Genomic DNA, 26,350 nt, shown 5'->3' with positions numbered 1-26,350 from the left:
GAACGAGAGAGTCGGTGACCGACTCTCCCGTTCGTTCGGACTTACGACTTCTGCCCGAAGTGGTAATCCAGCTCCACCCACCACTGACGCCCGTAGATGTCGTACGTGCTGGACGGATAGTTCGGCCATCCTTGCGAACGATCCACCGGGAAGCGATTGGTGAGGTTATTGACGATCAGGGATACCGAGGTCTGCTTGTTCACCTGGTAGGCGACGCTGGTATTGAATAGCGTATAGGAGTGCCAGTACGCCCCTCGGTCCTGCTGCGGAATCCGACCGTAGCGGATACCACTGATCGTGGCCGACCAGTCGTCCAGGTGCCAGTTCAGCGCACCGCTGACCTTGCTGCGCCATTCGTTCTGGTAGCTCAGGCTCAGGTCGTCCTGACCGGGATCGGTCGCGAACTGCTTGTACTTGTGGGTGAGGACCGTCGTGGAGTCCAGCTTGAGTGCGAAGCGACCGAAGCGTTCGCCCCAGCGAATATTCGCCGACACATCCACGCCACTCGTATGCTCGTTGGCGGCATTGATCGGATTGACGTCCACGATCGTCACCTGGTTGGGGTTCACCAGGGCATTCGGCGCATTCCTGTGCACTCGCGCGAGCGCGTCACGGCACAGCGACGATTGCGGATCGATCGCTGCGCCGGCCAGCGTCTGGCCTTCAAGGCAGTCCGCGTCCGTACGCAGCAGCTGATCCGTGCTGAGGTTCGTGACCTCGTCGGTGATGGCGATATGGTAATAATCGACCGAGAAGTCGATGTTCGACGACGGTGCCCACACCACGCCATAGGTAAAGGAGCGAGCTTCTTCCGGCTTCAGCTTGCGATTGCCGCTCTGGCTGTAGTTGATGTTGAACGTCTGGTCGCAGCGACCGTAGGCTTGGCCGGTCTGTCGGCACAGGTAGTAATCCGTCAGGCCCGGACTGTACCCGAGCGTCTGCGTCGAGAAGATGTAGTTCATGTCCGGTGCGCGGAAGCTCGTGGCGTAGTTGCCGCGCAACAGCAGCCCATCGATCGGGCGATATTCCAGGCCCAGGTTATAGGTCGCCTTTCCGATCGCGTTGCCGCCAAAGTGGAAACGATCGTAACGGGCGGCACCGGACACGTTCAGCGACGCCAGGATCGGCGCGTTGAATTCAATGCCGACGGCCTGGTTGCGGCGCGTGCCTCGCGAACCGTCGGCGCTGGACGTGCCAAAGAAGTACCCGTCGTTGATCCGCGCATCCGGCGTGTTCCGGTAGCCCTGGTCCCCCAGCTCAGCCACGGCCGCGATGTTCAGATCACCATGGGGCAACGCGATCAGCGGACCGTTCACCGTGAAGTTGGCCGACTGCGTCCACGAGGTGTTCTTGCTCGTGCTGGACGCGGAGATCGACGAATAATCCTGCGCGGACAGCGGGTCGTATAGCCTCGAAAGGTTCGGGGCGTAGACCGGGAACGAGGTGCCGCTTACCGTCCTCGTCCCGATCTGTGGCCCGAGGAAGAAGGCGTCGACGTTGCTCAGCAGGCGATTCCGCGTCTGGTCGCTGCTGTAGTGCGATGAGGTGACATTGGCGTCGTACTGCCAGTCGCTCGCGCCGAAGCGGCCCTTCGCGCCAAGCGATGCCGTCCATGACCGTTCCAGGTAGGTACGGTCATACGCGGCCCCGCCGATGCCTTCATCCGGCGCGATCATCCGCTGCCAGCTTTCGAGCTGCCCTCGGTTCGCATTCCAGAACGGTCCGGCCACCGTCGACGACACCCAGCTGGGTGGCCCGATCAGGGTGCTGGTCACCTTCGAGTCGTCGGCGATGAAGTCGCCATAGAGGGACGTATGGTCGTCGATCGCATACTGAAGCGACGAGAAGGCGGACGCCTGTCGCTTGCCTGCACCGAGTGTTCCGGCATCGTAGTAGCGATCGCTGCCGCAGTAGGTGCCGCGACGCTTGGGATTGTTGCTGGTCTCCAGACCCACGCTGCCACCCATGAGATCGGATAGGCCCGAGCACGCACCTACGGGAGGCGCGATGTATCGACCGGACACCGGGTCACGAACGGACACCACCGCCGGCACGGACGTAGTGGGGTCGGTGGTACCGCGTATGTATGAGGAGCTCAGATGGCGGTCGCCGAACAGCAGCGGTTGCACGTGGTTGAGTTCCAGGCCCGCGACGCCGGTCAGCTTGCCTGCGTTGATGCCCTGGGTTAGCTGCACGCGTTGATTGGCACCGCCACCGCCTTGCGTGCCGCCAGCCCGGACATTGATATCCGTACCGTCGTAATGCTGCTTGAGGATGATATTGATCACGCCGGCAATCGCATCGGAGCCGTAAATCGCCGAGGCACCCGCGTTCGTGATCTCGATACGCTCGATCGACTCCGACGGGATGTTCGCCAGGTTCACCGCATTTACCGAGCCATCATAGGCAATCGGATAATCCGCGAGGCGATGGCCGTTGACGAGGATCAACGTATGGTTCGGCCCCAGTCCCCGGAGGCTGACGAAGTTACCCGCCGGTGTAAACGTGCTACCGAAATCCTGGCCGGTGGTGATGCCGGTGTTCTGCGTCGACTGCGAGATGGCGTCGTAGGCGTTGCGATAGCCTCTCGCATCGATGTCCGACGACGAGATAACAGTGACAGGCGACGGCCCTTCCAGTTCGGATCGCGGAATGCGCGATCCCGTGACGACCACCTGCTCCAGTTGTTTGGCAGCTGGCTTGTCCTTGTCCGTCTTCGCGGCATCATCCTGCTGTGTACTGGCAACGGAAGGGCTCGTCTGCGCCCAGGCGGAAAATGAAAACGCGAGGCCGATGGCCAGCGCGATGGCGGATCGATGGAGACGCAACGCATGCATGGATGCGCTCGGGGTGTGGCGTGGCATGAATGGCTTTTCCTGGGTGCGGCAGATCGGCCGGGCGACGGGCGTCCGGGGTGCGATCGTGGGAAGTGGGGTGTTACGGGGAGGGCGTGGGGCGCAGGTAAAGCGTCAACAGGACCGGGTGCAGCCGATGGCAGCGCGACAGTAGGTGTCCTGGACAGTCACTGAAATCATGGGTTATTGGATCGAATCAAAGGTTGCCAAGGAATGCATTTGGACGTCCATACGCCCATGATGAATTCCGTTAAACATATAACCGATGATAACGATTCGTGAAAGCGCGATTCGGGGCAGGCAACGCTTGCCTGCGTATATCACCCATTTCCCGCCGCGTTCGATGCCGACGTCATCGAACGCGGCTTCCGCATGTTTTGCCTTACCTGGCCGGCACATAGCGGGAAAATCGCGTAACGGAGGTCCCGGACAAAGGGAAAACCCCATAGCCAAACGAACTATGCTTATACGAAATAATCATAAGCATCCCGCTTATTTCCATCGCCGGCGGCAGGCACTTCGAGACAAAAATGCTGTCATGCCCATCGCTCCGCGAGCAAAAGGGTCGCAAGTTCCGGCGGTCACGATCCAGTAAACCTGTGCGACAGCGATAGCATTATGGTGACGTCCAGACCCTGCCCCTGGCCTGACCCGATGACATCACACCCCCGCCGCCACTTCCTCAAGGGCACCCTGCAAGGCCTCGCTCTGGCGTCATTGGGGCGCATCACGCTGGCAAACGCAGCCGACGACTTCACACCGCTGCGCCAACTGGCCGCGGACAAGGACATGTCGTTCGGTTTCGCGGTCGACCCCGCCCGTATCGGCGCAGATGAGGCCTACCGCAACTTCGTCGCTCGGCAGGCCAACCTGCTGGTGCCTGAGAACGCGCTGAAATGGGCACAGGTCCACCCTGCCCCCGACCGCTTCAACTTCGGTCCGGTGGACGAACTGGTCGCGTTCGCGCGCAGCCATGGCCAGCGCGTGCGGGGACATACGCTCTGCTGGCACCGGGCGCTGCCCGACTGGCTGAAGAACGTTCCACGCGACGACGCCGAGGCCACGCTCATCGCTCACATCCGATCGGTCATGGGACATTACCGTGGCCAGATGGTGTCCTGGGACGTCGTCAACGAGGCCATCGAACCCGGGGATGGGCAACCCGGCGACCTGCGCAACGGATTCTGGTACCGGATGCTGGGAGCCCGTTACGTGGAGATCGCCTATCGCGCCGCGCACGACGCCGATCCTCAGGCCATCCTCTGCTACAACGATTACGGCCTGGAAACCGACTCACCCTCGTCCGAACGCAAGCGCGGCGCGGTGCTGGCTATGCTGCGCGATTTGCGCCATCGCGGCGTGCCCATCCATGCGGTGGGGTTGCAGTCCCATCTGCGGGCCGGCGATGCGAACCGTCTCGGGGCTGGCTTGTCCCGATTCATCCAGGCCATCCGCGACCTCGACATGGCGGTGTACGTCACCGAGCTGGACGTCGACGACAGCCAGATCGACGCGCACGCGGATGGCGATGCTGCCGTGGCCGCGACCTACAAACGCTACCTCGATCTCGTGCTGGACACCAAGGCGGCATCCGCCGTCCTCACCTGGGGCGTGTGGGACCCCGAGAACCCGCGCCGGATCGGCGCGACGCCGGAGGGCGCGCTGGCTCGGGCGCCCCTCGCCTTCGGTCGCCAAGGGGCATTGAAGCCCGCCAGTTGGGCGGTGGCGCACTGCCTCGAGCGCGCACCACACTACCCCGGCCTGCCGCGCCTTACGGCGCGGTAAGCCACACGCGGATCAGCGAAAGCAGCTTGTCCACATCCAGCGGCTTGGCGACGTAGTCGTTCGCACCGGCCTGGAGGCACTGCTGCTGGTCGTCGGGCATCGCCTTGGCGGTGAGCGCGATGATCGGCAGGTTGGCGAAGCGCGGGTTTTCGCGGATCTCGCGGGTCGCCGTCAGGCCATCCTTGACCGGCATCATGATGTCCATCAGCACCAGGTCGATCCCCGGGCCCGTATCGCCCAGCGTGGCGTTGAGGGCGTCGATGGCCTCCTGGCCATTGCGGGCGATGGTGACCTCGCAGCCATGCGGTTCCAGCACGCTCATCAACGCGTACACGTTGCGCACATCGTCCTCGACCAGCAGGATGCGCCGCCCTTCAAGCGTCCCATCGCGGTTGAGGGCGGCGCGGATCATGTCCTGCTGCGCCTCTGGCAGCTCGGCGATGACCCGGTGCAGGAACAGCGTCACCTCGTCGAGCAGGCGCTCGGGCGAACGCGCGCCCTTGATGATGATGGAGCTGGAATAGCGCCTCAGGCGCTCCTCCTCGGCGGTGGACAGCACGCGACCGGTGTAGACGATGGCCGGCGGGAACGCATACGTCTCCTGGTTGCTCAAGGTTTCGAGCAACGCGAAACCGGAGGTATCCGGCAGCGAGAGGTCGAGCACCATGCAGTCGAAGGTCTGGTGCTGCAGCAACGACAGGCAGTCGGCCGCCGTCGCCGCACCCACCGTCTCGACGTCCGCCGAGGCCAGCAGGTGACGGATCGCGTCGAGCTGCACCGCGTCGTCCTCCACCACCAGCACGCGACGTGGGGTCTGGGAAAGCCGTGCTTCCAGCGAGTCGAGCACGCGGGCCAGTTCCTCGCGCGTGGTCGGCTTCACGAGGTAGCCGACGGCGCCGAGCGACAGCGCCGTGCGCGCATGATCCTCGCCCGACACGACGTGGATCGGGATATGACGGGTACGCACGTCGTGCTTGAGGATATCGAGCACGGAAAGACCGGATTGGTCCGGCAGGCCGATGTCCAGCACGATGGCATGCGGCAGGTGCTCACGGGCCGCGGCGAGGGCTTCGGCACCGGTCGAGACCGTGACCGTGCGGAAACCCATCTCGACCGCAAGGTTACTCACGATCTCCGCGAACGTACGGTCGTCCTCGATGACAAGGATGAGGTGTCGCGTATCGCCCGGCGCGGCCGCCGGCAGGACGGGCGCGGCCGGCACCGGCAGGACCGGCATCGGCGCAGCGATCGGGCGCGACATTGGACGCACCGCTGGCGCAGGCGCCTTCGCGACCACCGGCACACCCGGCACGAGGCGCACGGGCACCTCGAGGGAGAACGTACTGCCGTGGCCCGGGTCGCTGGCGACCGAGATATCGCCGCCGAGCAGACGCGCCAGCTCCAGCGAGATGGACAGGCCGAGGCCCGTGCCGCCGTAGCGACGACTGATCGAGCCATCCGCCTGCTGGAAGGCGTCGAAGATGCGCGACTGCTGCTCCGTCGCGATGCCGATGCCCGTGTCGGTGACCGAGAAGACCACGGTGCCGCGTTCGCCGGCGCGTGCGGCGAGCGTCACGCTGCCGGCCTCGGTGAACTTCAGCGCGTTGGACAACAGGTTCTTGAGCACCTGCTCGATGCGCAGGCGATCACTTTCCAGGAAGGCCGGGCAATCCGACGAGGGAGCGATGTTCAGCGCCAGGCCCTTTTCGTTGGCGACCGGCGCGAACAGGGCGGACAGGTCGTCGAGCAGGCCCTTCGTTTCGAACGGCTCGCCACGCACCTCGATATGGCCGGCCTCGATCTTGGACAGGTCGAGGATGTCGTTGATGAGTGTCAGCAGGTCGTTGCCCGAGGTGTGGATCGTGCGGGCGAACTTCACCTGCTCGTCCGTCAGGTTGCCGGGCGTGTTGTCCGCAAGCAGCTTGGAAAGGATGAGCGCCGAATTCAGCGGCGTACGCAGCTCGTGGCTCATGTTGGCCAGGAACTCGGACTTGTACTGGCTGGAGCGCTGCACCTCGCGTGCCTTCGCCTCGATGGCCTCGTTCGCCAGGGCCAGTTCGTCGCGCTGCGCTTCGAGCTGCTGCGATTGACCCGCCAAGTGGGCGTTGGTCTGTTCGAGTTCGGCCTGTTGCGATTCCAGCTCCTGCTGCGATTCGCGCAGCGCCCTGCTCTGTTCTTCCAGTTCCTCGTTCGAGACGCGCAGCTCCTCGCCTTGCGTTTGCAGCGTCTCGGATTGACGAAGGGTTTCTTCCAGCAGGCGCGACAGCTCGGCGCGATAGGCCGCCGAGCGCAGGGCGATGGCGATGGCTGGCGAGGCCTGTTCCAGCAGTTCGACGACTTCGGCATCGACCGCATGGAAGAATCCCAGCTCCAGCACGCCCTGCACCTGGCCGTCGCTGACCGCCGGAGCGATCACGAGGTGGCGCGGCGGTGCCTTGCCCAGCCCCGAACCCACCTGGAAATACGTCTCGGGCACATCGGAGACCACCACCACGCGTCGCTCCTCGACCGCGCGGCTCAGCAGGCTGCCCTGCGGACGACTTTCGCCGTCGGCATCGTCCGGTGCGACACCGACGGCACCCGAGCGATCGAATCCTGTCGTGGTCGGCGTGAACAGCACACCCGCCTCGGCGCGCAGGAAGCGTGCGAGGAACGACAGGATGAGTCCCGACAGCTCACCCATGTCCTTGTCGCCGGCCATCGCGGCGCCGAGTTCAAGACGCCCGGCCTGAAGCCAGGCGTCACGTTCACGGGCCGCCGAGTTGCGCCGGATCATGACGCCGACGAAGAACGTCAGGCCGATACCCAGCAACGCGCTCGCACCACCCGAGGTCCAGGCCGTGCTGTACGCGGTCTCCATTTCCGCCAGGCGCTTCGCGCGCTGGTCGTACTCGGCAGCGCGCATCGACGTCAGGCGGGCACGGATATCGTCCATGGCCGCCTTGCCGCGATCCGAGTTCACGATGCCCAGCGCCGCGTCCAACCCGCGGCTGCGCCGAAGCTCGATCGTTTCGCGCAGCTCTTCCAGCTTGTCCTGGATGCGCGCGCGCATCTCGCGCAGGCGCATCGACTGCGCCGCGTCGCCGGCCACCGCGCTTCCGATGGCATCCAATCGTGCGGGAATGATGCCCAGCGCGTTGCGGTAAGGCTCCAGATAGCGATCATTGCCGGTCAGCAGGAAGCCGCGCTGCCCGGTTTCCGCGTCCTGCACGCTCGACAGGATGTCGCCCAGCGCGCCTACCGTCTCCTGCGAGCGGATGACCAGGCTGTTGTCGTCACGGATGGTCCGGATATTCGCGGCGGCCAGCAAGCCGCTGCAAATGAAGAACACGATGACGATGCCCAGCGCGACCAGGGTGCGCAGATCGGCACGGGTGCGGCGTGGCGGGCGGGGCTTCGGGTTGGAGGTCATGGGAGGCCAGGGTCGGTAAAGCGATCAGGAACGGGATGAATCCGCATGGGTGACGAGATCGACGACAGCGAGCAGTTGTCGACGTTGATACGGTTTGGAGAGGAAGACACCACCACGCGGCACGCGACTGGCATCGACCGAGTAACGGCCCGAGGTCACCACGAGCCCGATTGAGGGCCAGCGATGGAAGATGTCGTCGGCAAGCGCCAGGCCGTCCATGCCGCCGGGCATGTCCACGTCGGTGAACACCGCGTCCACCGCTTCCGTCGCGAGCAGCGCCAGCGCGGCGTTCGCGTCCGCGGCTTCCCGGGTGCGCCAGCCCGCGCCGTTCAAAGCTTCGCACGCGAGAGTACGAAGGATCTCGTCGTCCTCCACCACGAGCACGGTGCCCAGCGAGGCGGCAGGCGCCGCGTCGTGGCGTACAGGGGGCATATCGCCGCGGGGGCTTGCGGCACGACTGTCCAGGCGGCTGTCCATGATGAGCTGGGACACCTGGGCCACGAGCGTGCGCACCGCCTCCGCCAGGCGGCGTCCGTTCGCGGTGGAGCCGAAGAAAAAGATGCGATGCCCTTCGATCGACACCTCGGCCAGACCAAGCTCGCCCTTCAACCCTGCGACCTGGAGGTTGAAGGCGTGGATCCAATCGATCGAAGGCGCCTCGTCGAGCAATGCGACGATCGGCGCGTCGCGGATCACGTCGACCTTGGTCTTGAGCGGGGGCACCTCGAAGCCGACGATGCGGGGATAGCGCGTGGGCGTCGTGCCCGTAACGTCGCCGTTGAAGAAGCCACCGAACGTGTTCACGATGTCCGTCGCTCCATGCCCATCGGCACCTCGTGGCACGAGGTCGTGCAGGGCACGGCGTCCAGCATCTCGTTCAACGCGGCGAGGATCTCGCGGAACGGGGCCGGCTTCTGGATGAACATGCGGGGCCTCAGCACCGGCGGCATGTGTTCGGGTCCTGCCGCCGAGAACAGCGCGTAGGGAACACCGGCCTGTTGCAGGTCGGCGGCGAAGGGATAGACGTCGCCGTCCGCCAGGTTCACGTCGAGCAGCGCGGCGTCCAACCGCATGTCGCCCGCCATGGCCTGTCGGGCCGCAGCAGTGGAAGGAAACGGCCCGGCCACCGACGCACCGGCCTCTTCCAGCATTTCCTTGAGCAGGACGCCGATAAGCGGATCGTCCTCGGCGATCAGGATCGTCCGCCCCTGCAACGACACTCCCTGGCTCACGAGACTTCCCGGTCGAGGGCTGTCTTCCGACGGCGAGGCAGTTGCACCTCGAAGCGGACGCCGGATTCGCTGTTCTCCGCATGCACGCCGCCATCATGGGCGCGCACGAACTGGTCGACGATATACAAACCCAGCCCGAGGCCGGTGCTGGGGTTGAACGCGCCCTTGAACGGTTCGAACAACCGGGGCAGCAATGCATCGGGAATGCGCCCCGCGTTGCGCACCGAGAACGCCAGCACGTCGGCGCGCGTACCGTCCGCGTGGACCGAGATTTCCGCACCTTCGCCATGCTGCACGGCATTGCCCAGCAGGTTGCCCACCACCTGGCCCATGCGCACCACGTCGAAGCTGCCGCGCAGGTCGCCCGCCGTCGACAGGGAGATCGTCCGGCCCGGATGGGCCCGGCGGGTCTCGGCCACCACCTCGTCGCAAACCTCGCCAAGGTCGGCGGCCTGCGGGTCCACCACCAACGTCGCAGAACGAATACGCGAGAAATCGAGCATCTGCTCGATCATGCGCGACATGCGCGCGGCGCTGGTCTGGACGAAGGACGCGGTGCGCTTCAGCGGCGAGCCCTCCGTCTCGTCGATCAACCGGTCTGCGCACAGCGTGATTGCGGACAACGGCGTGCGCAGGTCGTGCGTCAGCACGGCCATCATGGTCTGGTTGAGTTCCAGCGCGCGCTCCAGTTGCTCGTTGCGGCGTTCCAGTTCCAGGCGCTGCCGATGCAGCTGGATGAAAACGCTGACTTTGCCCAGGATCACGCGGGGCTCGATGGGCTTATGGAGAAAATCCACCGCGCCGGTCTCGTAGCCCTTGAACGAACGTGCCGGATCGTCCGGCGAGGCGGTCAGGAACATGATGGGCACGTGCCGCGTGCGCGAGGATCCGCGCATCAGTTCGGCCAGCGTGAAGCCATCCATCTCCGGCATCTGCACGTCGAGCAGCGCCAGGGCCACGTCGTACTGAAGCAGCAACTCCAGCGCCTGCGCGCCCGAAGACGCGGTGAGCAGGGTCACCCCGTCCTGCGCCAGCAACGCCTCCATCGCCGTGAGGTTCTGGGGGATGTCGTCGACGATCAGGATGTGGGTGGTGCGCATGGGCCGGGCAACGGTAGCAGGACTGCCTATGATAAAGCTCACTGTGGCCTCCCCTGAAGCCGTTGGCACATCGCATCCAGGCGCAATATCGCATCCGCCCCGCCCAGGGCCAGGGCCGATTCGGGCATCGTGGGCGATTCCGCCTCGCTCGGGCACTGCACCCAGGCCTTCCCGCCGGCCCGGCGCACGGCGGCAACGCCTTCCGCGCCGTCCTCGTTCGCACCGGTCAGCAGAATCGCCAGCAGGTTCGCGTCGAACGCCGCGGCGGCCGATTCGAACAGCACGTCGATCGAGGGCCGGGAGTATCGCACCACTTCGTCCAGCGACAGCGCCACGGCCGTGCGGTCCTCGATCAACAGATGGTAGTCCGGCGGCGCGAACACGATCCGGCCGCCCTGGATGGGCTGCTTGTCCTCGGCCTCCACCACCGGCAACGCACAGACGTGGCCGAATAGCTCGACCAGCAGGCTCGGCCGATCCCGGGGAATGTGCTGGACCACGAACACGGCGGGCGCGAACCCGACCGGCAGGCTGGCGAGCAGCACCCGCAGCGCCTGCACGCCTCCCGCCGAGGCGCCGATGACGATGGCGTCCAGTGCCGCGGGAAGGTCGTGGCCCGACATCAGGAGGCCTTACGCTGGTAGATGCGCTGCGCGGGCACGAAGGTGTCGAACATCGACGCGTGCGCGCCGAACTGCAAGGACTCCTTGCTGCCGAGCCCCAGGAATCCCTTGCGGATCAAGGCGTCGGAGAACAGGCCCACGGCCCGGTCCTGGAGCTCGCGGTTGAAATAGATGAGCACGTTGCGGCACGACACCAAGTGCACCTCGGAGAACACCGAGTCGGTGGCGAGGCTGTGGTCGGCAAACACCACCTGGCGGGTCAGCCGGCGGTTGAACACCGCGTTGCCATAGGCCGAGGTGTAGTAATCCGACAGCGAGCCGCGCCCGCCGGCCGCCACGTAGTTGCGGCTGAACTGGGCCATCCGCTCCACGCGGTACGTGCCCTGCTCCGCCTTCACGAGCGCATCCGGGTTGATGTCGGTGGCGTAGATCACCGAACGCTCCAGCAGGCCTTCCTCGGCGAGCAGGATCGCCAGCGACCAGACCTCTTCGCCACTGCTGCACCCGGCCACCCAGATCTTGATCGACGGGTACGTGGTCAGCACCGGCACCACCTCTTCCCGCAGGGCGCGGAAATAGTCCGGGTCGCGGAACATCTCCGAGACCTGCACGGTGAAGTACTGGATGGCCTCGGCGAAGAACGTCGGCTCATGGATGATCCGGTGTTGCAGGTCGCTCACCCGGGCGCAGTCGAACCGGGTCATGGCGTGGCGCACGCGACGCCGGAGCGAGCTGATCGCGTACCCCCGGAAGTCGTAGTGGTAGCGCAGGTACACGGCCTCGAGCAGAAGCTTCAGTTCCAGGTCAAAAAGATGCGTCGACTCGTCGGTCACCGTACGGCCGCTCTCGGCCCACGGGCGAACGACGCCCGAAGGGCGTCACAGGGGACGGCGTGGGAGCAAGCCCTGGGGATGGATTCCATGGAAATGACGCAGAAATGGCAGCCGTGAATTTAACCGAATTGCCATGTGAAGGAATTGTGGAGTCCGAACCCTCGGCCGGTCAGCGCCGAACGCCGGCCCGCGGCGCGGTGGAGCCGCGCACCACCAGGTCGGCAGAGAGCACCCGCTTGCGTGCGGGCACTTCGGGGTCGTTCAGCAGCTCGATCATCATGCTCATCGCCTCCCTGCCCAGCGCGTTCTTCGGCTGGGCGATGGTGGTCAGCGCCGGCGTGGTGTAGCGCGAGTAGCGGATATCGTCGAAGCCGACCACGGAGACGTCCTCGGGAACGCGCAGGCCTCGCGCGGCCAGCGCGCGCATCGCACCGATCGCCATCTCGTCGTTGGAGCAGAACACCGCGCTGAAGGTCGGTTCCTGCGACAACAGCAGGTCGATGGCGCGTTCGCCCGCCTCGATCGAGAAGTCGCCGACCACAGTCAGGGCCGGATTCATCGCGATATCCGCCTTCTGCAGCGCCAGGCGATAGCCCTGCTCGCGATCCACGCAGATCGGGCTTGTCGCCGGGCCCGCGATGAAGGCGATGTCCCGGTGCCCCAGCGCCACGAGGTAATCCACGGCGGCCCCGGCCGCCGCGACGTTATCGATATAGACGCTGGAGATCGCCTTGTCCTTGACGTACTCGCACGCGTTGACCACGGGCAGACGGCCGTCGATGGGGATCGCGGGGACGCGATGGGCCATGGTGATGATGCCGTCGGCCTGGCGGGCCGCGACCATGTCGGCATAGGCCTGTTCGCGCACGAGGCTGCTCTGCGTCTCGCCCAGCAACACCGAGTAGCCATTCTCGTGCGCCACCTGCTCGATGCCGCGGATCACCTCCGAGAAGAACGGGTTGGCGATGTCGGGCAGCAAGGCCACGATCAGGCGCGTGCGCGACGTACGCAGGTTGCGGGCCAGCGCGTTGGGCGTGTAGCCCAGGCGCTTCACGACCTCCTGGATGCGCTGGCGGGTGCCCTCGCTGACCAGTTCGGGACGTTGCAGCGCACGCGACACGGTCGCCACCGACACCTCGGCGGCGGCAGCGATCTCCTTCACCGTACGGACGCGTCCGGTTTGCGGCGCAGCATTCGCCCGCACGCCGTTACCGTCCCGCTTCTTGCGCCTGGATCCCTCCTCGTTCACCCGCTTTTATCTCCGTGATCGCCGTGGTGTCGCGGACGATACCAGCCGGCGGCATCCGCGATCATCGTGAGGGCCTCGAACGGCCCGTCGTTTTTTGTGCAGTGCAATGTAATGGATTACATTAAATCGTTGCAAACGCGTTTCGACATCTGCTACATACACTGCCACATTTAGCGACGCGCATCGATGGGGATTCGGGCGTGTCGAAGCAAACCGCACACTACCGATACAGCCAATGCGAGCGTCCCGAGAAATGTAATCGAATACATTTCAGTCCGGGATAGCGGAGGGGAGATGGCACGCCAGTCCACGACGACCAGCGCCACGGCGACGATCCGATGAAGAAGCTCGGCATGGGTCTTGTCGGCCCCGGCTTCATCGCTGCCCACCATCTCGATGCCGTACGTCGACTCGGTCATGTCGAGGTCGTCGGCATCGCGGGCTCCAGCCTCGAATCCGCCCGCAAGCGAGCGCGCGAGCTGGGTGTGGCCCACGCCTATCCCGGCTACCGTGAACTGCTCGCCGACCCGGCCATCCAGGTCGTGCACAACACCACGCCCAATCACTTGCATCGCGAGGTGTCTTTGGCGGCGCTGCGTGCCGGCAAACACGTCATCTCCGACAAGCCGCTGGCCAGCACCACGCAGGAAGCGCGCGAACTGTACGAGGCCGCGCGCGATGCCGGGGTCGCGCACGTCGTCACCTTCAATTACCGCGGCTACCCGCTCGTGCAGCAGGCGCGCGCGATGATCGCCAAGGGCAAGCTCGGCCCGACCGTCTTCGTACACGGCTGCTACCTCCAGGACTGGCTCACCGACGAGCGCGCCTATTCGTGGCGACTCGATCCGAAGCGTGGCGGTGCCAGCTCCGCGCTGGGCGATATCGGCTCGCACTGGTGCGACCTGGCCGAACACGTCACGGGCGCGCGCATCGTCGCCGTGCTGGCCGACCTGCACACGGCGGTGCCGACCCGCGAGGCGCCGGCCGCCTCGGCCAAGGCATTCGCCGGTACCGGCGACAAGACCGCGCGACGCAAGGTGAAGATCACCAGCGAAGACCTTGCCAGCGTGCTGTTGCGCTTCGACAACGGTGCACGTGGCTGCGTCACCGTCGGCCAGGTGCTGCCCGGCCACAAGAACGATTTGCGCCTGGAGGTCAGCGGGCGACTCGCCTCCCTGGCATGGCGCCAGGAACAGCCCAACGATTTGTGGATCGGCCACCACGCGAAAGCGAACACGGTGCTCACGCGCGATCCCGCGCTGCTCGATCCCGCCGCGCGTGGTTACGCCCACCTGCCCGCCGGCCATCCGGAAGCCTGGGCGGACGCCTTTCGCAACCTCATCGCCGATGCCTACGCATGGATCGGACGAGGTGGCACACCCGATACCCGGCCCACCGCACTGCCCACCTTCGCCGACGGGTACCGCAACAGCCTGGTGATCGACGCGATGCTGAAAAGCCATGCCGCCGGCGGCGCGTGGCAACCGGTCGACGACTTTCTCGAACCACGACGCGCAAAGGGGAAACGGGGATGAAATGGCGCCTTAGAATGATGATGCTGTTCGAATACGCCATCTGGGGCGCCTGGTACGTCACGGTAGGCACCTGGCTCGGCAAGACGCTGCATTTCAGCGGCACGGAAATCGGCGCGGTCGCGGGCACCACCGCCATCGGCGCGATGATTTCCCCCTTGTTCGTCGGCCTGCTCGCCGACCGACTCTTCGACACCCGGCGGGTGCTCGCGATCCTGCATGTCATCGGTGCCGTCCTGCTGGTGGTTGCCGCGCAGCAAAGCTCCTTCGGGATCCTCTACACCACCCTGCTGGCCTATAGCCTCTGCTACATGCCGACGCTGGCACTCACCACCTCCCTGGCGATGCGCCACATCCACGATCCGCAGGAAGAGTTCAGCGCGATCCGCGTGTTCGGCACCATCGGCTGGATCGTGGTCGGCCTGATCGTCGGCGCGCTGGGCGTGGAAGCCACGTCGTCGCCACTGCATCTCGCGGCCGGCTTGTCGATCGTGATGGCTGTCTACTGCTTCACCCTGCCCTCCACGCCACCCCTGGCCAACCAGCAGCGTTTCACGATGCGCCATGCGCTTCCGCTGGAATCCCTGCACCTGCTGCGCGACCGCTCGATGGCCGTGTTCGCGCTGGCCTCGTTCCTGATCTGCATCCCGCTGCAGTTCTACTACGCGTTCACCAACCTGTTCCTCAACGAGGTGGGCGTGGTCAACGCGGCCGGCAAGATGACCGGCGGACAGATGTCGGAACTGCTCTGCATGCTGCTCATCCCCTGGTTCTTCCGCCGCCTTGGCGTGAAGTACATGCTGGCCGTGGGCATGCTGGCCTGGGTGATCCGCTACGCCATGTTCGCCTTCGGCGGCACCGGTGACCTCATGTGGATGCTCTGGCTCGGCATCATCCTGCACGGTATCTGCTTCGACTTCTTCTTCGTCGTCGGCCAGATCTACATCGATCGCGAGGCGCCTTTTGCACTGCGTGCCGCGACCCAGGGCTTGATCACCTTCCTCACCTACGGCCTGGGCATGTTCGTCGGCTCGTGGCTGTCGGGCGTGGTGGTCGACACCTATTCGAGCACGAACGCGCAGGGCGTCACCACGCACGACTGGCACGCCATCTGGATGATCGCCGGCGCATGCGCCGCCGTCGTCCTCGTGCTGTTCGTCCTGCTGTTCAAGGACCGCAAGGCAACGGCCACCGAGGCCGTCCCCCGCCCCACCTGATCCGGGAGATCCGTTCATGATGACTCGCAGGCAGTTCCTGACCCGCTCCGCCCTATGCGGCACGGCGGCATGGCTCACCCTTGGCTCGCCCGGCAGGCTGCTGGCCGCCGCCGCACAGGGCAAGACGCTCGGCATCCAGCTCTACATGGTGCTCAATGCCTACCAGGATGACCCCATCGGCACGCTCAAGACGCTGAAGAAGATCGGCTACGCGGAAATCGAGGCCATCGTCACCAGCACGGCGAAGACGCTGCGCGACCAGCTCAACGAAACCGGGCTGCGCTCGCCCAGCCTGCACTACGACAGCCTGGGCTTCGATGCCGGCATCGAGGCGGCACATACGCTGGGCTCGCGCTTCATCGTCAGCAGCATGCTGCCGTCAATCATGCAGAAGGAAAAGGGCTCCAAGGCCGACCCCACCTACACGCTCGACGATGCCAAGCGCACCGCCGCCTACGCCAACCAGCTTGGCGAAAAGGCGAAGAAGGCCGGCCTGCAATATGCGTATCACAACCACCACCTCGAATTCACCGACGTGGGCGGCGGCCAGACCTTCTATGACGTGCTGCTGAAGGAAACCGACCACCAGCTCGTCCAGTTCGAGATGGACTGCGGCTGGGTCCACGTAGGCGGCAAGAATCCCGCCGATTACTTCAAGGCGAATCCGGGCCGCATTCCCCTCATGCACGCCAAGGATTTCCTGCCCGGCGGCGCCAAGGACTACCCCGGTGCCGAGCTGGGTCGCGGCACGATCGACTACAAGCCGATCATGGCCGCCGCCGATGCCTCCGGGCTGAAGCATTGTTTCGTCGAGCAGGAGGGTCCCTACGCCCGCATGAGCCAGCTCGATGCCGCGCGGGTCGACTACGACTACCTGCGCCCGTTGCGCTGACCCCTCCCCTTTCCTGATCGCAACCTCGTCTGAAGGCACACGCATGGAAAAGAACACGTTCGACGCCATCGTCGTCGGTACCGGTATCAGTGGCGGCTGGGCCGCCAAGGAACTCACGGAAAAAGGACTCAAGACCCTGGTCCTCGAACGTGGCCCTATGGTCAAGCACGGCCAGTACCCCACCGCGATGAAGGCGCCCTGGGAACTGCCCTATGCCGACGCGCCCACGCGCGAAGACATCGCGCGCTACCCCAAGCACACGCGCCCCTCGTTCTACGGCATCACCCAGTCCACCAAGCACTGGTTCGCCGACGACATCGACAATCCCTACGAAGAGACCAAGCCCTTCGACTGGTTCCGCGGCTACCACGTCGGCGGCCGCTCGCTGATGTGGGGGCGACAGAGCTACCGTTTCAGCCCCATGGACTTCGAGGCGAACGGCAAGGAAGGCGTCGGCGTGGACTGGCCGATCCGCTACGACGATATCGCGCCCTGGTACGACTATGTCGAGCATTTCATCGGCGTCAGTGGCAACACCGATCATCTCGCGCAACTGCCGGACGGCGATTTCCTGCCGCCAATGGAGCTGAACTGCGTCGAGAAGGATTTCCAGGGCAAGCTGCAAGGCAGCCTCGGCCGTAAGCTCATCATCGGCCGCACCGCGAACCTGTCCGCACCGCTCAAGCACGACAAGAGCCCGCAGCGCGCACCTTGCCAGTACCGCAACCTGTGCATGCGCGGCTGTCCGTTCGGCGCCTACTTCAGCAGTAATTCGTCCACGCTGCCCGCCGCCGAGAAGACCGGCAACATGACGATCGTGCCCAACGCCATTGTCTACGAGATGATCTACGACAACGACAAGGGCAAGGCGACCGGCGTGCGTGTGCTCGACGCCGAAACCGGTCACCAGACCGAGTACTTCGCCCGCGTGATCTTCCTGTGCGCCTCCACGTTCGGCACCACCCAGATCCTGCTGAACTCCAAGTCCAGCCGCTTCCCCAACGGCTTCGGCAACGACAGCGGCGAAGTGGGCCACAACATCATGGACCACCTGTTCGGCACGGGCGCGAGGGCGCTGGTCGAAGGCCATGAGGATCGCTACTACTCCGGACGCCGCCCGAACGGCTTCTACATTCCGCGCTATCGCAACATCGGCAACGACAAGCGTAACTACCTGCGTGGCTTCGGCTTCCAGGGCGGCGCGAGCCGCGAGGACTGGACGCGTCTGGCCGACCAGCCCGTGCTCGGCGATGCGCTCAAGCATGCCGCCGAGAAACCCGGCCCGTGGCATATCTCGATGATGGGCTTCGGCGAAATGCTGCCCTCGCACCAGAACCTGGTCACACTGGATCCGCACGTCAAGGACAAGTACGGCCTGCCCGCGCTGAATTTCGACGCAGCCCATCGCGAAAACGAAATCCTGATGGGCAAGGAGATCATCGACGACGCGCTGGAAATGCTCACCGCCGCCGGCTACCGCAACGTGGAGTCCTTCAAGACCAAGGCCAACGTGGGCGCAGGCATCCACGAGATGGGTACCGCACGCATGGGTCGCGATCCGAAGACCTCGGTGCTCAACGGCTGGAACCAGATGCACGCGGTGAAGAACGTATTCATCACCGACGGCTCGTGCATGGCCTCGTCGGCCTGCCAGAACCCGTCGCTGACCTATATGGCGCTGACCGCACGCGCGGCCAGTCACGCCGTCGAAGAACTCAAGCGCGGCAATCTCTAAGGATCTCGCCATGAACCGTCGTGAATGGTTGAAAAGCATGTCCGCGCTGGCGGTGGGCGCCTTCGTCGCACCCTCACTGCTGGCCGTGGTGGAAGCCCATGCCGCCTCGCAGAAACCCGATGCCGCGCCGCGATTCTTCAACGCCTCGCAAACCGGGATCATCGCTGCCGTGGCCGATATCGTGATCCCCCGGACGGATACGCCGGGCGCGATCGACGCGGGTGTGCCGCTCTTCATCGACCAGATGTTCAAGGACGTCTACACCAAGGCCGACCAGAAGCGTTACCTCGCCGCCCTGGCCGCGTTCGACAAGGCGGGCGGCAAGCCCTTCCTGCAACTCGACGAAGCCCAGCGCAAGGCGCTGGTGGAGAAGCTGCACACCGAGGCGCTGGCCAGCGCCTCGGGCCACGCCGCCTCACCGGCCGCCAACTTCGTCTTGATGACCAAGAAGCTGACGATGACCGGTTTCTTCATGTCCCAGCCGGGTTGCACCCAAGTGCTCCAGTACGCCGCGGTGCCTGGTGGCTACAAGGCCGACATCCCGCTTTCCGAGGCCGGCAACGGCCGGGCGTGGGCCGTCGAGACCGAGCTGAGGATCTGATGCGGAGCGCACGCGCATGAAAACACTCAAGGGCCCGGGCATCTTCCTCGCCCAGTACGCGGGCGACACGGCGCCGTTCAACACCTTGCCCGACATCGCCCGCTGGGCCGCCTCGCTCGGCTTCGTGGGCGTGCAGATCCCCACCAACGACAGGCGCCTGTTCGACCTGGAGCAGGCGGCGGCGAGCAAGGGCTATTGCGACGACATCGCCGGGATGCTGGCCGACCACGGGCTGGAAGTCACCGAACTGTCGACCCACCTGCAAGGCCAGTTGGTGGCCTCGCATCCTGCCTTCGACTGCCTGTTCGACGGCTTCGCGCCCGCGGCGCAGCGTGGCGACGTCAAGGCACGCCAGGCCTGGGCCGTGGACCAACTCAAGCTGGCCGCCACCGCGAGCCGGCACTTCGGCCTGACCGCGCACGCCACGTTCTCCGGCGCGCTGGCTTGGCACCTGTTCTATCCGTGGCCGCAGCGCCCGGCTGGGCTGGTCGACGAAGCCTTCGCCGAGCTAGGCCGCCGCTGGCGTCCCATCCTGGATGCCTTCGACGACGCGGGCGTCGACGTCTGCTACGAGCTGCATCCAGGCGAGGACCTGCACGACGGCGCCACCTTCGAACGATTCCTCGACGCGGTGGACCATCACCCGCGTGCGAACATCCTCTACGACCCCAGCCACATGATCCTGCAGCAGATGGACTACCTGCAGTTCATCGACAACTACCACGAACGCATTCGCGCCTTCCACGTGAAGGACGCCGAATTCCGCCCCAATGGACGCTCGGGCGTATATGGCGGCTACCAGAACTGGATCGACCGTCCGGGACGTTTCCGCTCGCTGGGCGACGGCCAGATCGACTTCGGCGCGATCTTCAGCAAGATGGCCCAGTACGACTACCCCGGCTGGGCCGTGCTCGAATGGGAATGCTGCATCAAGGATGCCCAGCAAGGCGCGAAGGAAGGCGCGATCTTCATCCGCGACCACATCATCAAGGTCACCGAACGCGCCTTCGACGACTTCGTCTCGACCGGCAGCGACCGTGCGTTCAACCGCGCCATCCTGGGGCTCGATCCTGCATGACCACCAAGTCCACCGATATCGGCCGCCGCCACGCCATCGGCCGCCTCGCCAGCACGGCGGCGGCGTTCGGCGCCCTTCCACTGCTCGCCTCGGCGGAATCTCGACCTGCTCCGGCAAAGGCCTCTCCCGGACGCCTCAAGCAGTCACTGAGCCGCTGGACGTCCAAGGCGCCACTGCCCGAGCTATGCAAGCGCCTCAAGGCAATCGGCTTCGCTGGCGTCGACCTGCTCTACGCCGATGAATGGTCCGTGGTGACCGACCATGGCCTGGCCGTGACGATGGGATACCCCTCGCGCCGCGACGACTTCATCGCCATGGGCTTCAACGATCCAGCCAACCACGCCACCTTGCTGAAGGAGCTGGAAACGACCATCCCCCTCGCGAAGAAGGCGGGCCTGACCAACATGATCACCATGTTCGGCAACCGCAAGGACGGCATCGACGAACGCCAGGCGCTGGACAACTGCGTGGCGGGACTATCGAAGATCGCCCCCCTCGCCGCCGAGAACGGCATCACCCTGTGCGTGGAACTGCTCAACAGCAAGGTCGACCACCACGGTTACCAGGGCGATAGCACGGCGTTCGGCGTGGCGGTGATGAAGGGCGTGAACTCGCCCCATGTGAAGCTGCTCTACGACATCTACCATATGCAGATCATGGAAGGCGACGTGATCCGCACCATCCGTGACAACCTCGCGTGGATCGGACACTTCCACACCGGTGGCGTACCGGGCAGGCACGAGATCAACGGCAGCCAGGAGCTGAATTACCACGCCATCGCCAAGGCCATCGCCGACCTGGGCTTCCAGGGCTACATCGCCCACGAATTCATGCCGGAACGAACCGACCCGTTCGCGTCCTTCGCCGAGGCATTCAAGATATGCACCGTATGACCTTGTCCGGAAGGAAATCCATGAAGCCACGCGTCGTCATCGTCCCCGCCCTGATCGCCCTTGCCGCGACCACCGCTATCGCGCAGACCGATCCCAAGGCGACCGAGCAATGGGCGCCGGTTCCCAAGGTCGTCGCCCCGGGCAAGCAGGACAGCGCGCCGCCCTCCGATGCCGTCGTGCTGTTCGACGGCCATGACATCGACAAGTGGGAAGCCTCCAAGGATCACTCCCCCGCCCACTGGAAGGTCCACGACGGCGTGCTGACGGTCGACAAGGCCACCGGCAACATCCAGACCAAGCAACGCTTCGGCAGCTACCAACTGCACCTGGAATGGCAGGTGCCCGCGAACATCACCGGCGAAGGCCAGGCACGCGGTAACAGCGGCGTGTTCCTCGCCTCCACCGGCCCCGGCGACGAAGGCTACGAAATCCAGATCATGGATTCGTGGAAGAACCCCACCTACGTCAACGGCCAGGCGGCCAGCGTCTACAAACAGGCCGCCCCGCTGGTCAACGCCATGCACCCGCCGGGTGAATGGCAGAGCTACGACATCGTATGGACGGCCCCCGTGTTCACCGCCAACGGCAAGGCGAAGACGCCCGCCTACGTCACCCTGTTCCACAACGGCGTACTGGTGCAGAACCACACGGAACTGACCGGCGAGACCTTCTACATCGGCAAGCCGAAGTACAACGCGTACAAGGATGCGCCGATCAAGCTCCAGGCCCACGGCGATCCGTCGGCACCGATCAGCTTCCGCAATATCTGGGTGCGGCCGCTCGACTGAGCGGCCTTCACTCTGTCCATCCGCCGCCCAGCGCCTTGTACAGCGTCACGAGGCTGGCCTGCGCCGCCAGTTGCGTCGCGATCTGGTCCTGCTCGGCCGCGTAAAGCGTCCGGCGCGTGGTCAGCGTATCAAGGAAGCTGTACCGGCCCTGCCGATACAGCGCCAGCGCCAGGTCGTAGCTCCGGCGACCGGCGACCACCCGCGCCTGCTGCGCATCCAGCCGCTGGGTGATGGTTGCCCGCGTCGCGAGTGCGTCGGCGACCTCGCGGAAAGCGACCTGGATCGTCCGCTCGTAGCTCGCCAGGTCGATCTTCGCCTGGACTTTCGCCGCGTCCAGGTTGGCGCGATTCGTTCCCGCGTCGAATATCGGCAGGCTGATGCCGGACGCAAGATTCCAGGCGCCGCTTCCGCCCTTGAACAAGCCCGATAACTGGTCGCTTCCGCTACCCGCCGATGCGGTCAGGGTGATACGAGGAAAGAAGCTGGCCCGTGCGGCGCCGATGTCCGCATGGGATGCCTTGAGCACATGTTCCGCGGCCAGCACGTCGGGACGGCGCACGAGCACGGTCGAGGGCACGCCAGCCGACAACCGGTCGAGTGCGGAGACCGCATCGACCGAGGCGTCGGGAAGGTCGGCGTCGGCGACCGGAGCGCCAACGACAAGATCCAGCGCGTCGCACGCCTGGGCGACCTGCGCGGTATAGGTCGCGACCTCCGCGCGCATGGCCTGGAAGCTGGCCTGTGCCTGTGCGACATCCAGGCCCGACGCCGCGCCCAGCGCCTGCTTGCGCATCACCAGCGACATGGTGTCCTCCTCGCTGCGCTCCATCGCCTGCGCGAGGGCAAGTAGGCGTGAGTTCGCGGCAACCGCCAGCCAGTCCTGGGCCACATCCGCCACGAGGCTGAGCTGAGCCGCTCGCCGGGTTTCCTCCGAACCGAGGTATCTCTCCAGCGCTTCGTCCTTGAGGCTCCGCACTCGCCCGAACATATCCAGTTCGAAGGCACTGAACCCCACGTCGAACGTGTCCGCATGGGACGTGCTGGCCGTTCCCGCTGTCGTGCCGGCGAGCGAGGCCGGCGTACGCGTGGCGACCTCGCTGGCGATGGTGGCGATCGACGGAAACTGTGCCGCACGTTGCACACGATATGCCGCGCGGGATTTCTCGACGCCGAGGATGGCGATACGCAAATCGCGGTTGTCGGTCAGCGCCCGCTCGATGACACGCCGCAAGCGGGGGTCGAGGAAGAAGCTTCGCCACCCCACCAGCGCCGTTTGCGGACCCGTATCTCCCGCGTCGTGCCAGGCCGACGCGACGGGTGGCACAGGTTGCCGATACGACGGCGCCAGGCTGACGCATCCGCCCAGGCACACGCTGGCGATCAACACCATGCACAGGGCCTTCATGACGGCACCCCGACCAGCCCCTGTTTCGTGTGCCGCGTATGACCGAAGCGGCGCATCACCACGTAGAAGAAGGCGCCGTAGAAGATGCCGAATGCCGTCTCCATCAGCGTGCCGCCCACCACGCCGGTGCCGATCGAATGCCGGGCGGCCGCACCCGCACCGGTACCAAACGCCAGGGGGGCGACCCCCAGCACGAAGGCGAGCGAGGTCATGACGATAGGCCGGAAGCGCATGGCGACCGCTTGCAAGACCGCATCGATCGTCGTATCGCCCATGCCTTCGCGCAGCGAAGCGAACTCGACGATGAGGATGGCGTTCTTCGCCGACAGGCCGATCGTCGTCAGCAGCCCGACCTGAAAATACACGTCCATGCTCAACCCGCGCCACGCGGTAGCCAGCGCGGCGCCAAGCAACCCGAACGGCACCACCAGCAACACGGCGAAGGGAATGACCCAGCTCTCGTAAAGGGCTGCAAGGCAGAGAAAGACAAACCCGATCGACGCGGCATACAGCCATGGCGCCTGGTGATCGGACTGCCGCTGTTGATACGACTCGCCCGTCCATTCATAGCCCACGCCCGGCGGCAGGCGAGACACGAGCTTCGCCATTTCCGTCATGGCGGTACCGGAACTCACCCCTTGCGCGGGCGAGCCGACAATTTCATACGTCGCCGAACCCTCGTAGCGATCCAGCTCCGTGGGACCGTAACTCCATCGGGAACGACTGAACGCGGAAAACGGCACCATACCCCCTTTTTCATTGCGCACGTACCACTGGCCTATGTTGTCGGGCGTCATGCGAAAGGGTGCGTCGGCTTGCATGACTACTCTTTTGATGCGACCGCGATCGATGAAGTCGTTGATGTAGACACCGCCCATGGCGCTTTCCAGTGTCGCGTTGACATCCCCCGGCGCAATACCCATCGCACCGGCTCGCTGGTCGTCGATATCGACCACCAGCCGCGGCGATTCCCTCAGGCCGTCGTAACGTACCTGGCTGAGCAAGGGATCCTTCGCCGCCAGCGCCAGCAACCGCTCACGCGCCTCGACAAGCCCTGCGTGGCCGACACTCCCCAGATCCAGTAGCTGCATGTCGAAGCCCGACCTTCGGCCCAGGCCAGGCATCGACGAGGGCTGGACGATATTGATGGTGGCGTCCGTGATATCGGCCACGGCGCGCGTCGCCCTGGCGATGATCGCCTGCGCGCTGTTCATCGCGCCGGGTCGATCGCGCCAATCCTTAAGACGTACGAAAAACATGCCTCCGTTCTGCCCCGCGCCACCGAAACTGTACCCGGCGACCGCTAGCACGGAAGCCACTTCCGGCTGTTTCAACAGGTAGTCCTGCACCTGTCGCATGACTCTTTGGATGCGCTCCTGCGTCGCCCCGGTCGGGAGCGTCGCCGAGATCTGTATCAGGCCCTGGTCTTCGACCGGAAGAAAGGATGAGGGCAAAGTCGCCAACAAACCAATGGCCAGCAGGACGGCGACCGCATAAACCGCCGTAGCGACACGACGGCGACGCAATAGAACGTGGATACCCCGGCGGCAACGCTGCATGACGCCATCGACGTGACGGTCGAAGGCGATGAAGCATCGATGCGGCGCCTCGACGTGCCCCGCCTTGAGTACGGTGGCGCACAAGGCCGGGGTGAGCGTGAGCGCGACGATGACCGAAAGCACCATGGCAGACACGACGGTCACCGAGAACTGGCGATAGATCACGCCGGTAGAACCATCGAAGAAGGCCATGGGCACGAGCACCGCCGAAAGCACGGCACCGATACCGATCAATGCACCCCCGATCTCGTCCATGGACCGGCGCGTGGCCTCGATGGGCGACAGGCCTTCGGCGCGCATGACGCGCTCCACGTTCTCCACCACCACGATGGCGTCGTCGACCAGCAGGCCGATCGCCAGCACCAGCCCGAACAAGGTCAGGGTATTGATCGAATACCCGAAGATATCGAGCACGACGAAGGTGCCGGCTACCACGACGGGAACAGCCACGGCAGGAATCAGGGTCGCACGCAGGTTCTGCAGGAAAACGTAGATGATCAGCACGACCAACACGATCGCCACGCCCAGCGTGATCGCCACCTCTTCGACGGAGGCGACGATGAACGGCGACATGTCCATCGGATAGACGACTTTCAGCCCCTTCGGAAAGGATGCCGAGCGCTTGTCCATGAACGCATGGGCCTCGCGCGCCGCCTTCAACGCGTTCGCGCCACTGGCCAGATAAAGGCCCACGGCGGCGGTGGGCTTACCGTTGTACCTCAGGTCGATTGCATACCCTTCCCTGGCCTTCTCGACGCGAGCCACATCGCCCAGGCGCACTCTCGATCCATCGATGCCGGACTTCAGCACGATCTGGCGAAACTGCTCCGGCGTGCTCAGGCGACTACGCGCGGTGATCGTCGCATCGATCCGCTGACCTGACACGGCCGGCAAGTCGCCCAGTTCGCCCGCGGCGATATCGACATTCTGCTCCTCGACCGCCTTGCTCACGTCCGAAGGCATCAACCCATACGACTGGAGCTTGCCGGGGTCGAGCCAAAGGTGCATGGCATACGGCTCGCCCCACTCCTCGACGGAGCCCACGCCATCCAGGCGCGACAAGGGATCCCTCAGGGTGCTGCTGATGAAATCGCCGATCTGTGACCTGTCGTAACGGCCATCCTCCGAGACCAGTGCCATCAGCAGGAAGCGGGCACTGCTCGACTTGGTGACACTGAGGCCAAGCTGCTGCACTTTCGCAGGCAGCCGGGACACGGCGCCTTGCAGCTTGTCCTGCACCTGTACCTGGGCGATGTCGGGATCGGTTCCGGCCGCAAACGTCAGCGTCACAGTGGCCGTGCTCGCCGTGCTGGCGGAGGACATGTATCGCAGGTGGTCGATACCGCTCATTTGCTGTTCGATGACCTGGACGACGCTGCTTTCCAGCGTTTCCGCCGACGCACCCGGATAGTCCGCCTCGATATTCACCGTCGGTGGCGCGATCATCGGATAGCGTTCGACGGGCAGGTGCACCATCGAACGTGCACCGGCAAGCGCGATGACGAGCGCCATCACCCAGGCCATGATCGGCCGATCGATGAAGAAACGTGCGATGCGCATC

General features: G+C 65.0%; 19 protein-coding genes. 9 read left to right on the top strand and 10 right to left on the bottom strand.

From position 1 onward, the window contains the following. Positions 1-41: 41 nt before the first annotated feature. Complete coding sequence (locus GAK28_RS09500; RefSeq protein ID WP_291777700.1) at positions 42-2,864, bottom strand: TonB-dependent receptor; 2,823 nt, start codon at positions 2,862-2,864, stop codon at positions 42-44. 645 nt (positions 2,865-3,509) lie between these two features. Here GAK28_RS09500 and GAK28_RS09495 point away from each other — a divergent pair. Continuing rightward, a complete protein-coding gene (locus GAK28_RS09495; RefSeq protein ID WP_291777697.1) occupies positions 3,510-4,640 on the top strand; it encodes an endo-1,4-beta-xylanase in 1,131 nt (376 codons plus the stop codon). Here the strand turns inward: GAK28_RS09495 and GAK28_RS09490 are convergent. From GAK28_RS09490 to GAK28_RS09460, 7 genes are all read right to left on the bottom strand, one after another. Beyond that, the gene (locus GAK28_RS09490) at positions 4,627-8,052 is read right to left on the bottom strand and encodes a response regulator (RefSeq protein ID WP_291777694.1); all 3,426 of its coding nucleotides are present in this window, start codon (positions 8,050-8,052) and stop codon (positions 4,627-4,629) included. The two genes, GAK28_RS09495 and GAK28_RS09490, sit on opposite strands and share 14 nt — an antisense overlap. Positions 8,053-8,076: 24 nt before the next feature. Beyond that, positions 8,077-8,856 carry a response regulator gene (locus tag GAK28_RS09485; protein ID WP_291777691.1) on the bottom strand — a complete coding sequence of 260 codons (780 nt, stop codon included), beginning with the start codon at positions 8,854-8,856 and terminating at the stop codon, positions 8,077-8,079. Beyond that, positions 8,853-9,284 carry a hypothetical protein gene (locus GAK28_RS09480; protein WP_291777688.1) on the bottom strand — a complete coding sequence of 144 codons (432 nt, stop codon included), beginning with the start codon at positions 9,282-9,284 and terminating at the stop codon, positions 8,853-8,855. The genes GAK28_RS09485 and GAK28_RS09480 overlap by 4 nt, the downstream gene beginning before the upstream one ends. After that, positions 9,281-10,384, bottom strand: a complete 1,104-nt coding sequence (locus GAK28_RS09475; RefSeq protein ID WP_291777685.1) for a hybrid sensor histidine kinase/response regulator — start codon at positions 10,382-10,384, stop codon at positions 9,281-9,283. Before GAK28_RS09475 ends, GAK28_RS09480 begins: the two co-directional genes overlap by 4 nt. 38 nt (positions 10,385-10,422) lie before the next feature. Continuing rightward, positions 10,423-11,007 (bottom strand): chemotaxis protein CheB, encoded by a 585-nt coding sequence (locus GAK28_RS09470; RefSeq protein ID WP_291777682.1) that lies wholly within the window; start codon positions 11,005-11,007, stop codon positions 10,423-10,425. Continuing rightward, the gene (locus tag GAK28_RS09465; RefSeq protein WP_291777680.1) at positions 11,007-11,840 is read right to left on the bottom strand and encodes a CheR family methyltransferase; all 834 of its coding nucleotides are present in this window, start codon (positions 11,838-11,840) and stop codon (positions 11,007-11,009) included. The genes GAK28_RS09470 and GAK28_RS09465 overlap by 1 nt, the downstream gene beginning before the upstream one ends. 169 nt (positions 11,841-12,009) lie before the next feature. Continuing rightward, positions 12,010-13,089 carry a LacI family DNA-binding transcriptional regulator gene (locus GAK28_RS09460; RefSeq protein WP_291777676.1) on the bottom strand — a complete coding sequence of 360 codons (1,080 nt, stop codon included), beginning with the start codon at positions 13,087-13,089 and terminating at the stop codon, positions 12,010-12,012. A gap of 338 nt (positions 13,090-13,427) precedes the next feature. Here GAK28_RS09460 and GAK28_RS09455 point away from each other — a divergent pair, with 338 nt between their 5' ends. From GAK28_RS09455 to GAK28_RS09420, 8 genes are read left to right on the top strand one after another with little or no spacing between them, the layout of a single operon-like run. After that, the gene (locus tag GAK28_RS09455; protein ID WP_291777673.1) at positions 13,428-14,624 is read left to right on the top strand and encodes a Gfo/Idh/MocA family oxidoreductase; all 1,197 of its coding nucleotides are present in this window, start codon (positions 13,428-13,430) and stop codon (positions 14,622-14,624) included. Further along, positions 14,621-15,838 (top strand): nucleoside permease, encoded by a 1,218-nt coding sequence (locus GAK28_RS09450; RefSeq protein WP_291777670.1) that lies wholly within the window; start codon positions 14,621-14,623, stop codon positions 15,836-15,838. Before GAK28_RS09455 ends, GAK28_RS09450 begins: the two co-directional genes overlap by 4 nt. 16 nt (positions 15,839-15,854) lie before the next feature. Further along, positions 15,855-16,730: a sugar phosphate isomerase/epimerase gene (locus GAK28_RS09445; protein WP_291777667.1), complete on the top strand. Its 876-nt coding sequence runs from the start codon at positions 15,855-15,857 to the stop codon at positions 16,728-16,730. A gap of 43 nt (positions 16,731-16,773) precedes the next feature. After that, positions 16,774-18,465, top strand: a complete 1,692-nt coding sequence (locus GAK28_RS09440) for a GMC family oxidoreductase (RefSeq protein ID WP_291777664.1) — start codon at positions 16,774-16,776, stop codon at positions 18,463-18,465. A gap of 10 nt (positions 18,466-18,475) precedes the next feature. Further along, entirely contained in the window at positions 18,476-19,066 is a 591-nt protein-coding gene (locus GAK28_RS09435; protein WP_291777661.1) for a gluconate 2-dehydrogenase subunit 3 family protein, read from the top strand. 16 nt (positions 19,067-19,082) lie between these two features. Next, positions 19,083-20,144, top strand: coding sequence for a sugar phosphate isomerase/epimerase (locus tag GAK28_RS09430; protein WP_291777658.1), 1,062 nt, complete (start codon positions 19,083-19,085; stop codon positions 20,142-20,144). Further along, positions 20,141-21,037 (top strand): TIM barrel protein, encoded by an 897-nt coding sequence (locus GAK28_RS09425; protein ID WP_291777655.1) that lies wholly within the window; start codon positions 20,141-20,143, stop codon positions 21,035-21,037. The genes GAK28_RS09430 and GAK28_RS09425 overlap by 4 nt, the downstream gene beginning before the upstream one ends. Positions 21,038-21,057: 20 nt before the next feature. Continuing rightward, entirely contained in the window at positions 21,058-21,825 is a 768-nt protein-coding gene (locus GAK28_RS09420; protein ID WP_291777654.1) for a DUF1080 domain-containing protein, read from the top strand. 7 nt (positions 21,826-21,832) lie between these two features. Here GAK28_RS09420 and GAK28_RS09415 read toward each other — a convergent pair whose 3' ends face one another. Together GAK28_RS09415 and GAK28_RS09410 are read right to left on the bottom strand one after the other, a co-directional pair. Next, a complete protein-coding gene (locus GAK28_RS09415) occupies positions 21,833-23,230 on the bottom strand; it encodes an efflux transporter outer membrane subunit (protein WP_291777652.1) in 1,398 nt (465 codons plus the stop codon). Continuing rightward, positions 23,227-26,349, bottom strand: coding sequence for an efflux RND transporter permease subunit (locus GAK28_RS09410; protein WP_343161865.1), 3,123 nt, complete (start codon positions 26,347-26,349; stop codon positions 23,227-23,229). The genes GAK28_RS09415 and GAK28_RS09410 overlap by 4 nt, the downstream gene beginning before the upstream one ends. Position 26,350 lies beyond the last annotated feature (1 nt).

Origin of the sequence: Luteibacter sp., from assembly GCF_009912395.1 — a bacterium.
Lineage (GTDB): Bacteria > Pseudomonadota > Gammaproteobacteria > Xanthomonadales > Rhodanobacteraceae > Luteibacter.
The sequence above is the reverse complement of the archived record's forward strand: the minus strand, read 5'-3'. Positions and strand labels throughout refer to the sequence as shown.

Coding starts and splice junctions, on each gene's coding strand:
- GAK28_RS09500 (WP_291777700.1), bottom strand. CDS start 2,864: ATGCCACGCCACACCCCGAGCGCATCCATGCATGCGTTGCGTCTCCAT.
- GAK28_RS09495 (WP_291777697.1), top strand. CDS start 3,510: ATGACATCACACCCCCGCCGCCACTTCCTCAAGGGCACCCTGCAAGGC.
- GAK28_RS09490 (WP_291777694.1), bottom strand. CDS start 8,052: ATGACCTCCAACCCGAAGCCCCGCCCGCCACGCCGCACCCGTGCCGAT.
- GAK28_RS09475 (WP_291777685.1), bottom strand. CDS start 10,384: ATGCGCACCACCCACATCCTGATCGTCGACGACATCCCCCAGAACCTC.
- GAK28_RS09470 (WP_291777682.1), bottom strand. CDS start 11,007: ATGTCGGGCCACGACCTTCCCGCGGCACTGGACGCCATCGTCATCGGC.
- GAK28_RS09455 (WP_291777673.1), top strand. CDS start 13,428: ATGAAGAAGCTCGGCATGGGTCTTGTCGGCCCCGGCTTCATCGCTGCC.
- GAK28_RS09450 (WP_291777670.1), top strand. CDS start 14,621: ATGAAATGGCGCCTTAGAATGATGATGCTGTTCGAATACGCCATCTGG.
- GAK28_RS09445 (WP_291777667.1), top strand. CDS start 15,855: ATGATGACTCGCAGGCAGTTCCTGACCCGCTCCGCCCTATGCGGCACG.
- GAK28_RS09440 (WP_291777664.1), top strand. CDS start 16,774: ATGGAAAAGAACACGTTCGACGCCATCGTCGTCGGTACCGGTATCAGT.
- GAK28_RS09435 (WP_291777661.1), top strand. CDS start 18,476: ATGAACCGTCGTGAATGGTTGAAAAGCATGTCCGCGCTGGCGGTGGGC.
- GAK28_RS09430 (WP_291777658.1), top strand. CDS start 19,083: ATGAAAACACTCAAGGGCCCGGGCATCTTCCTCGCCCAGTACGCGGGC.
- GAK28_RS09425 (WP_291777655.1), top strand. CDS start 20,141: ATGACCACCAAGTCCACCGATATCGGCCGCCGCCACGCCATCGGCCGC.
- GAK28_RS09420 (WP_291777654.1), top strand. CDS start 21,058: ATGAAGCCACGCGTCGTCATCGTCCCCGCCCTGATCGCCCTTGCCGCG.
- GAK28_RS09415 (WP_291777652.1), bottom strand. CDS start 23,230: ATGAAGGCCCTGTGCATGGTGTTGATCGCCAGCGTGTGCCTGGGCGGA.
- GAK28_RS09410 (WP_343161865.1), bottom strand. CDS start 26,349: ATGCGCATCGCACGTTTCTTCATCGATCGGCCGATCATGGCCTGGGTG.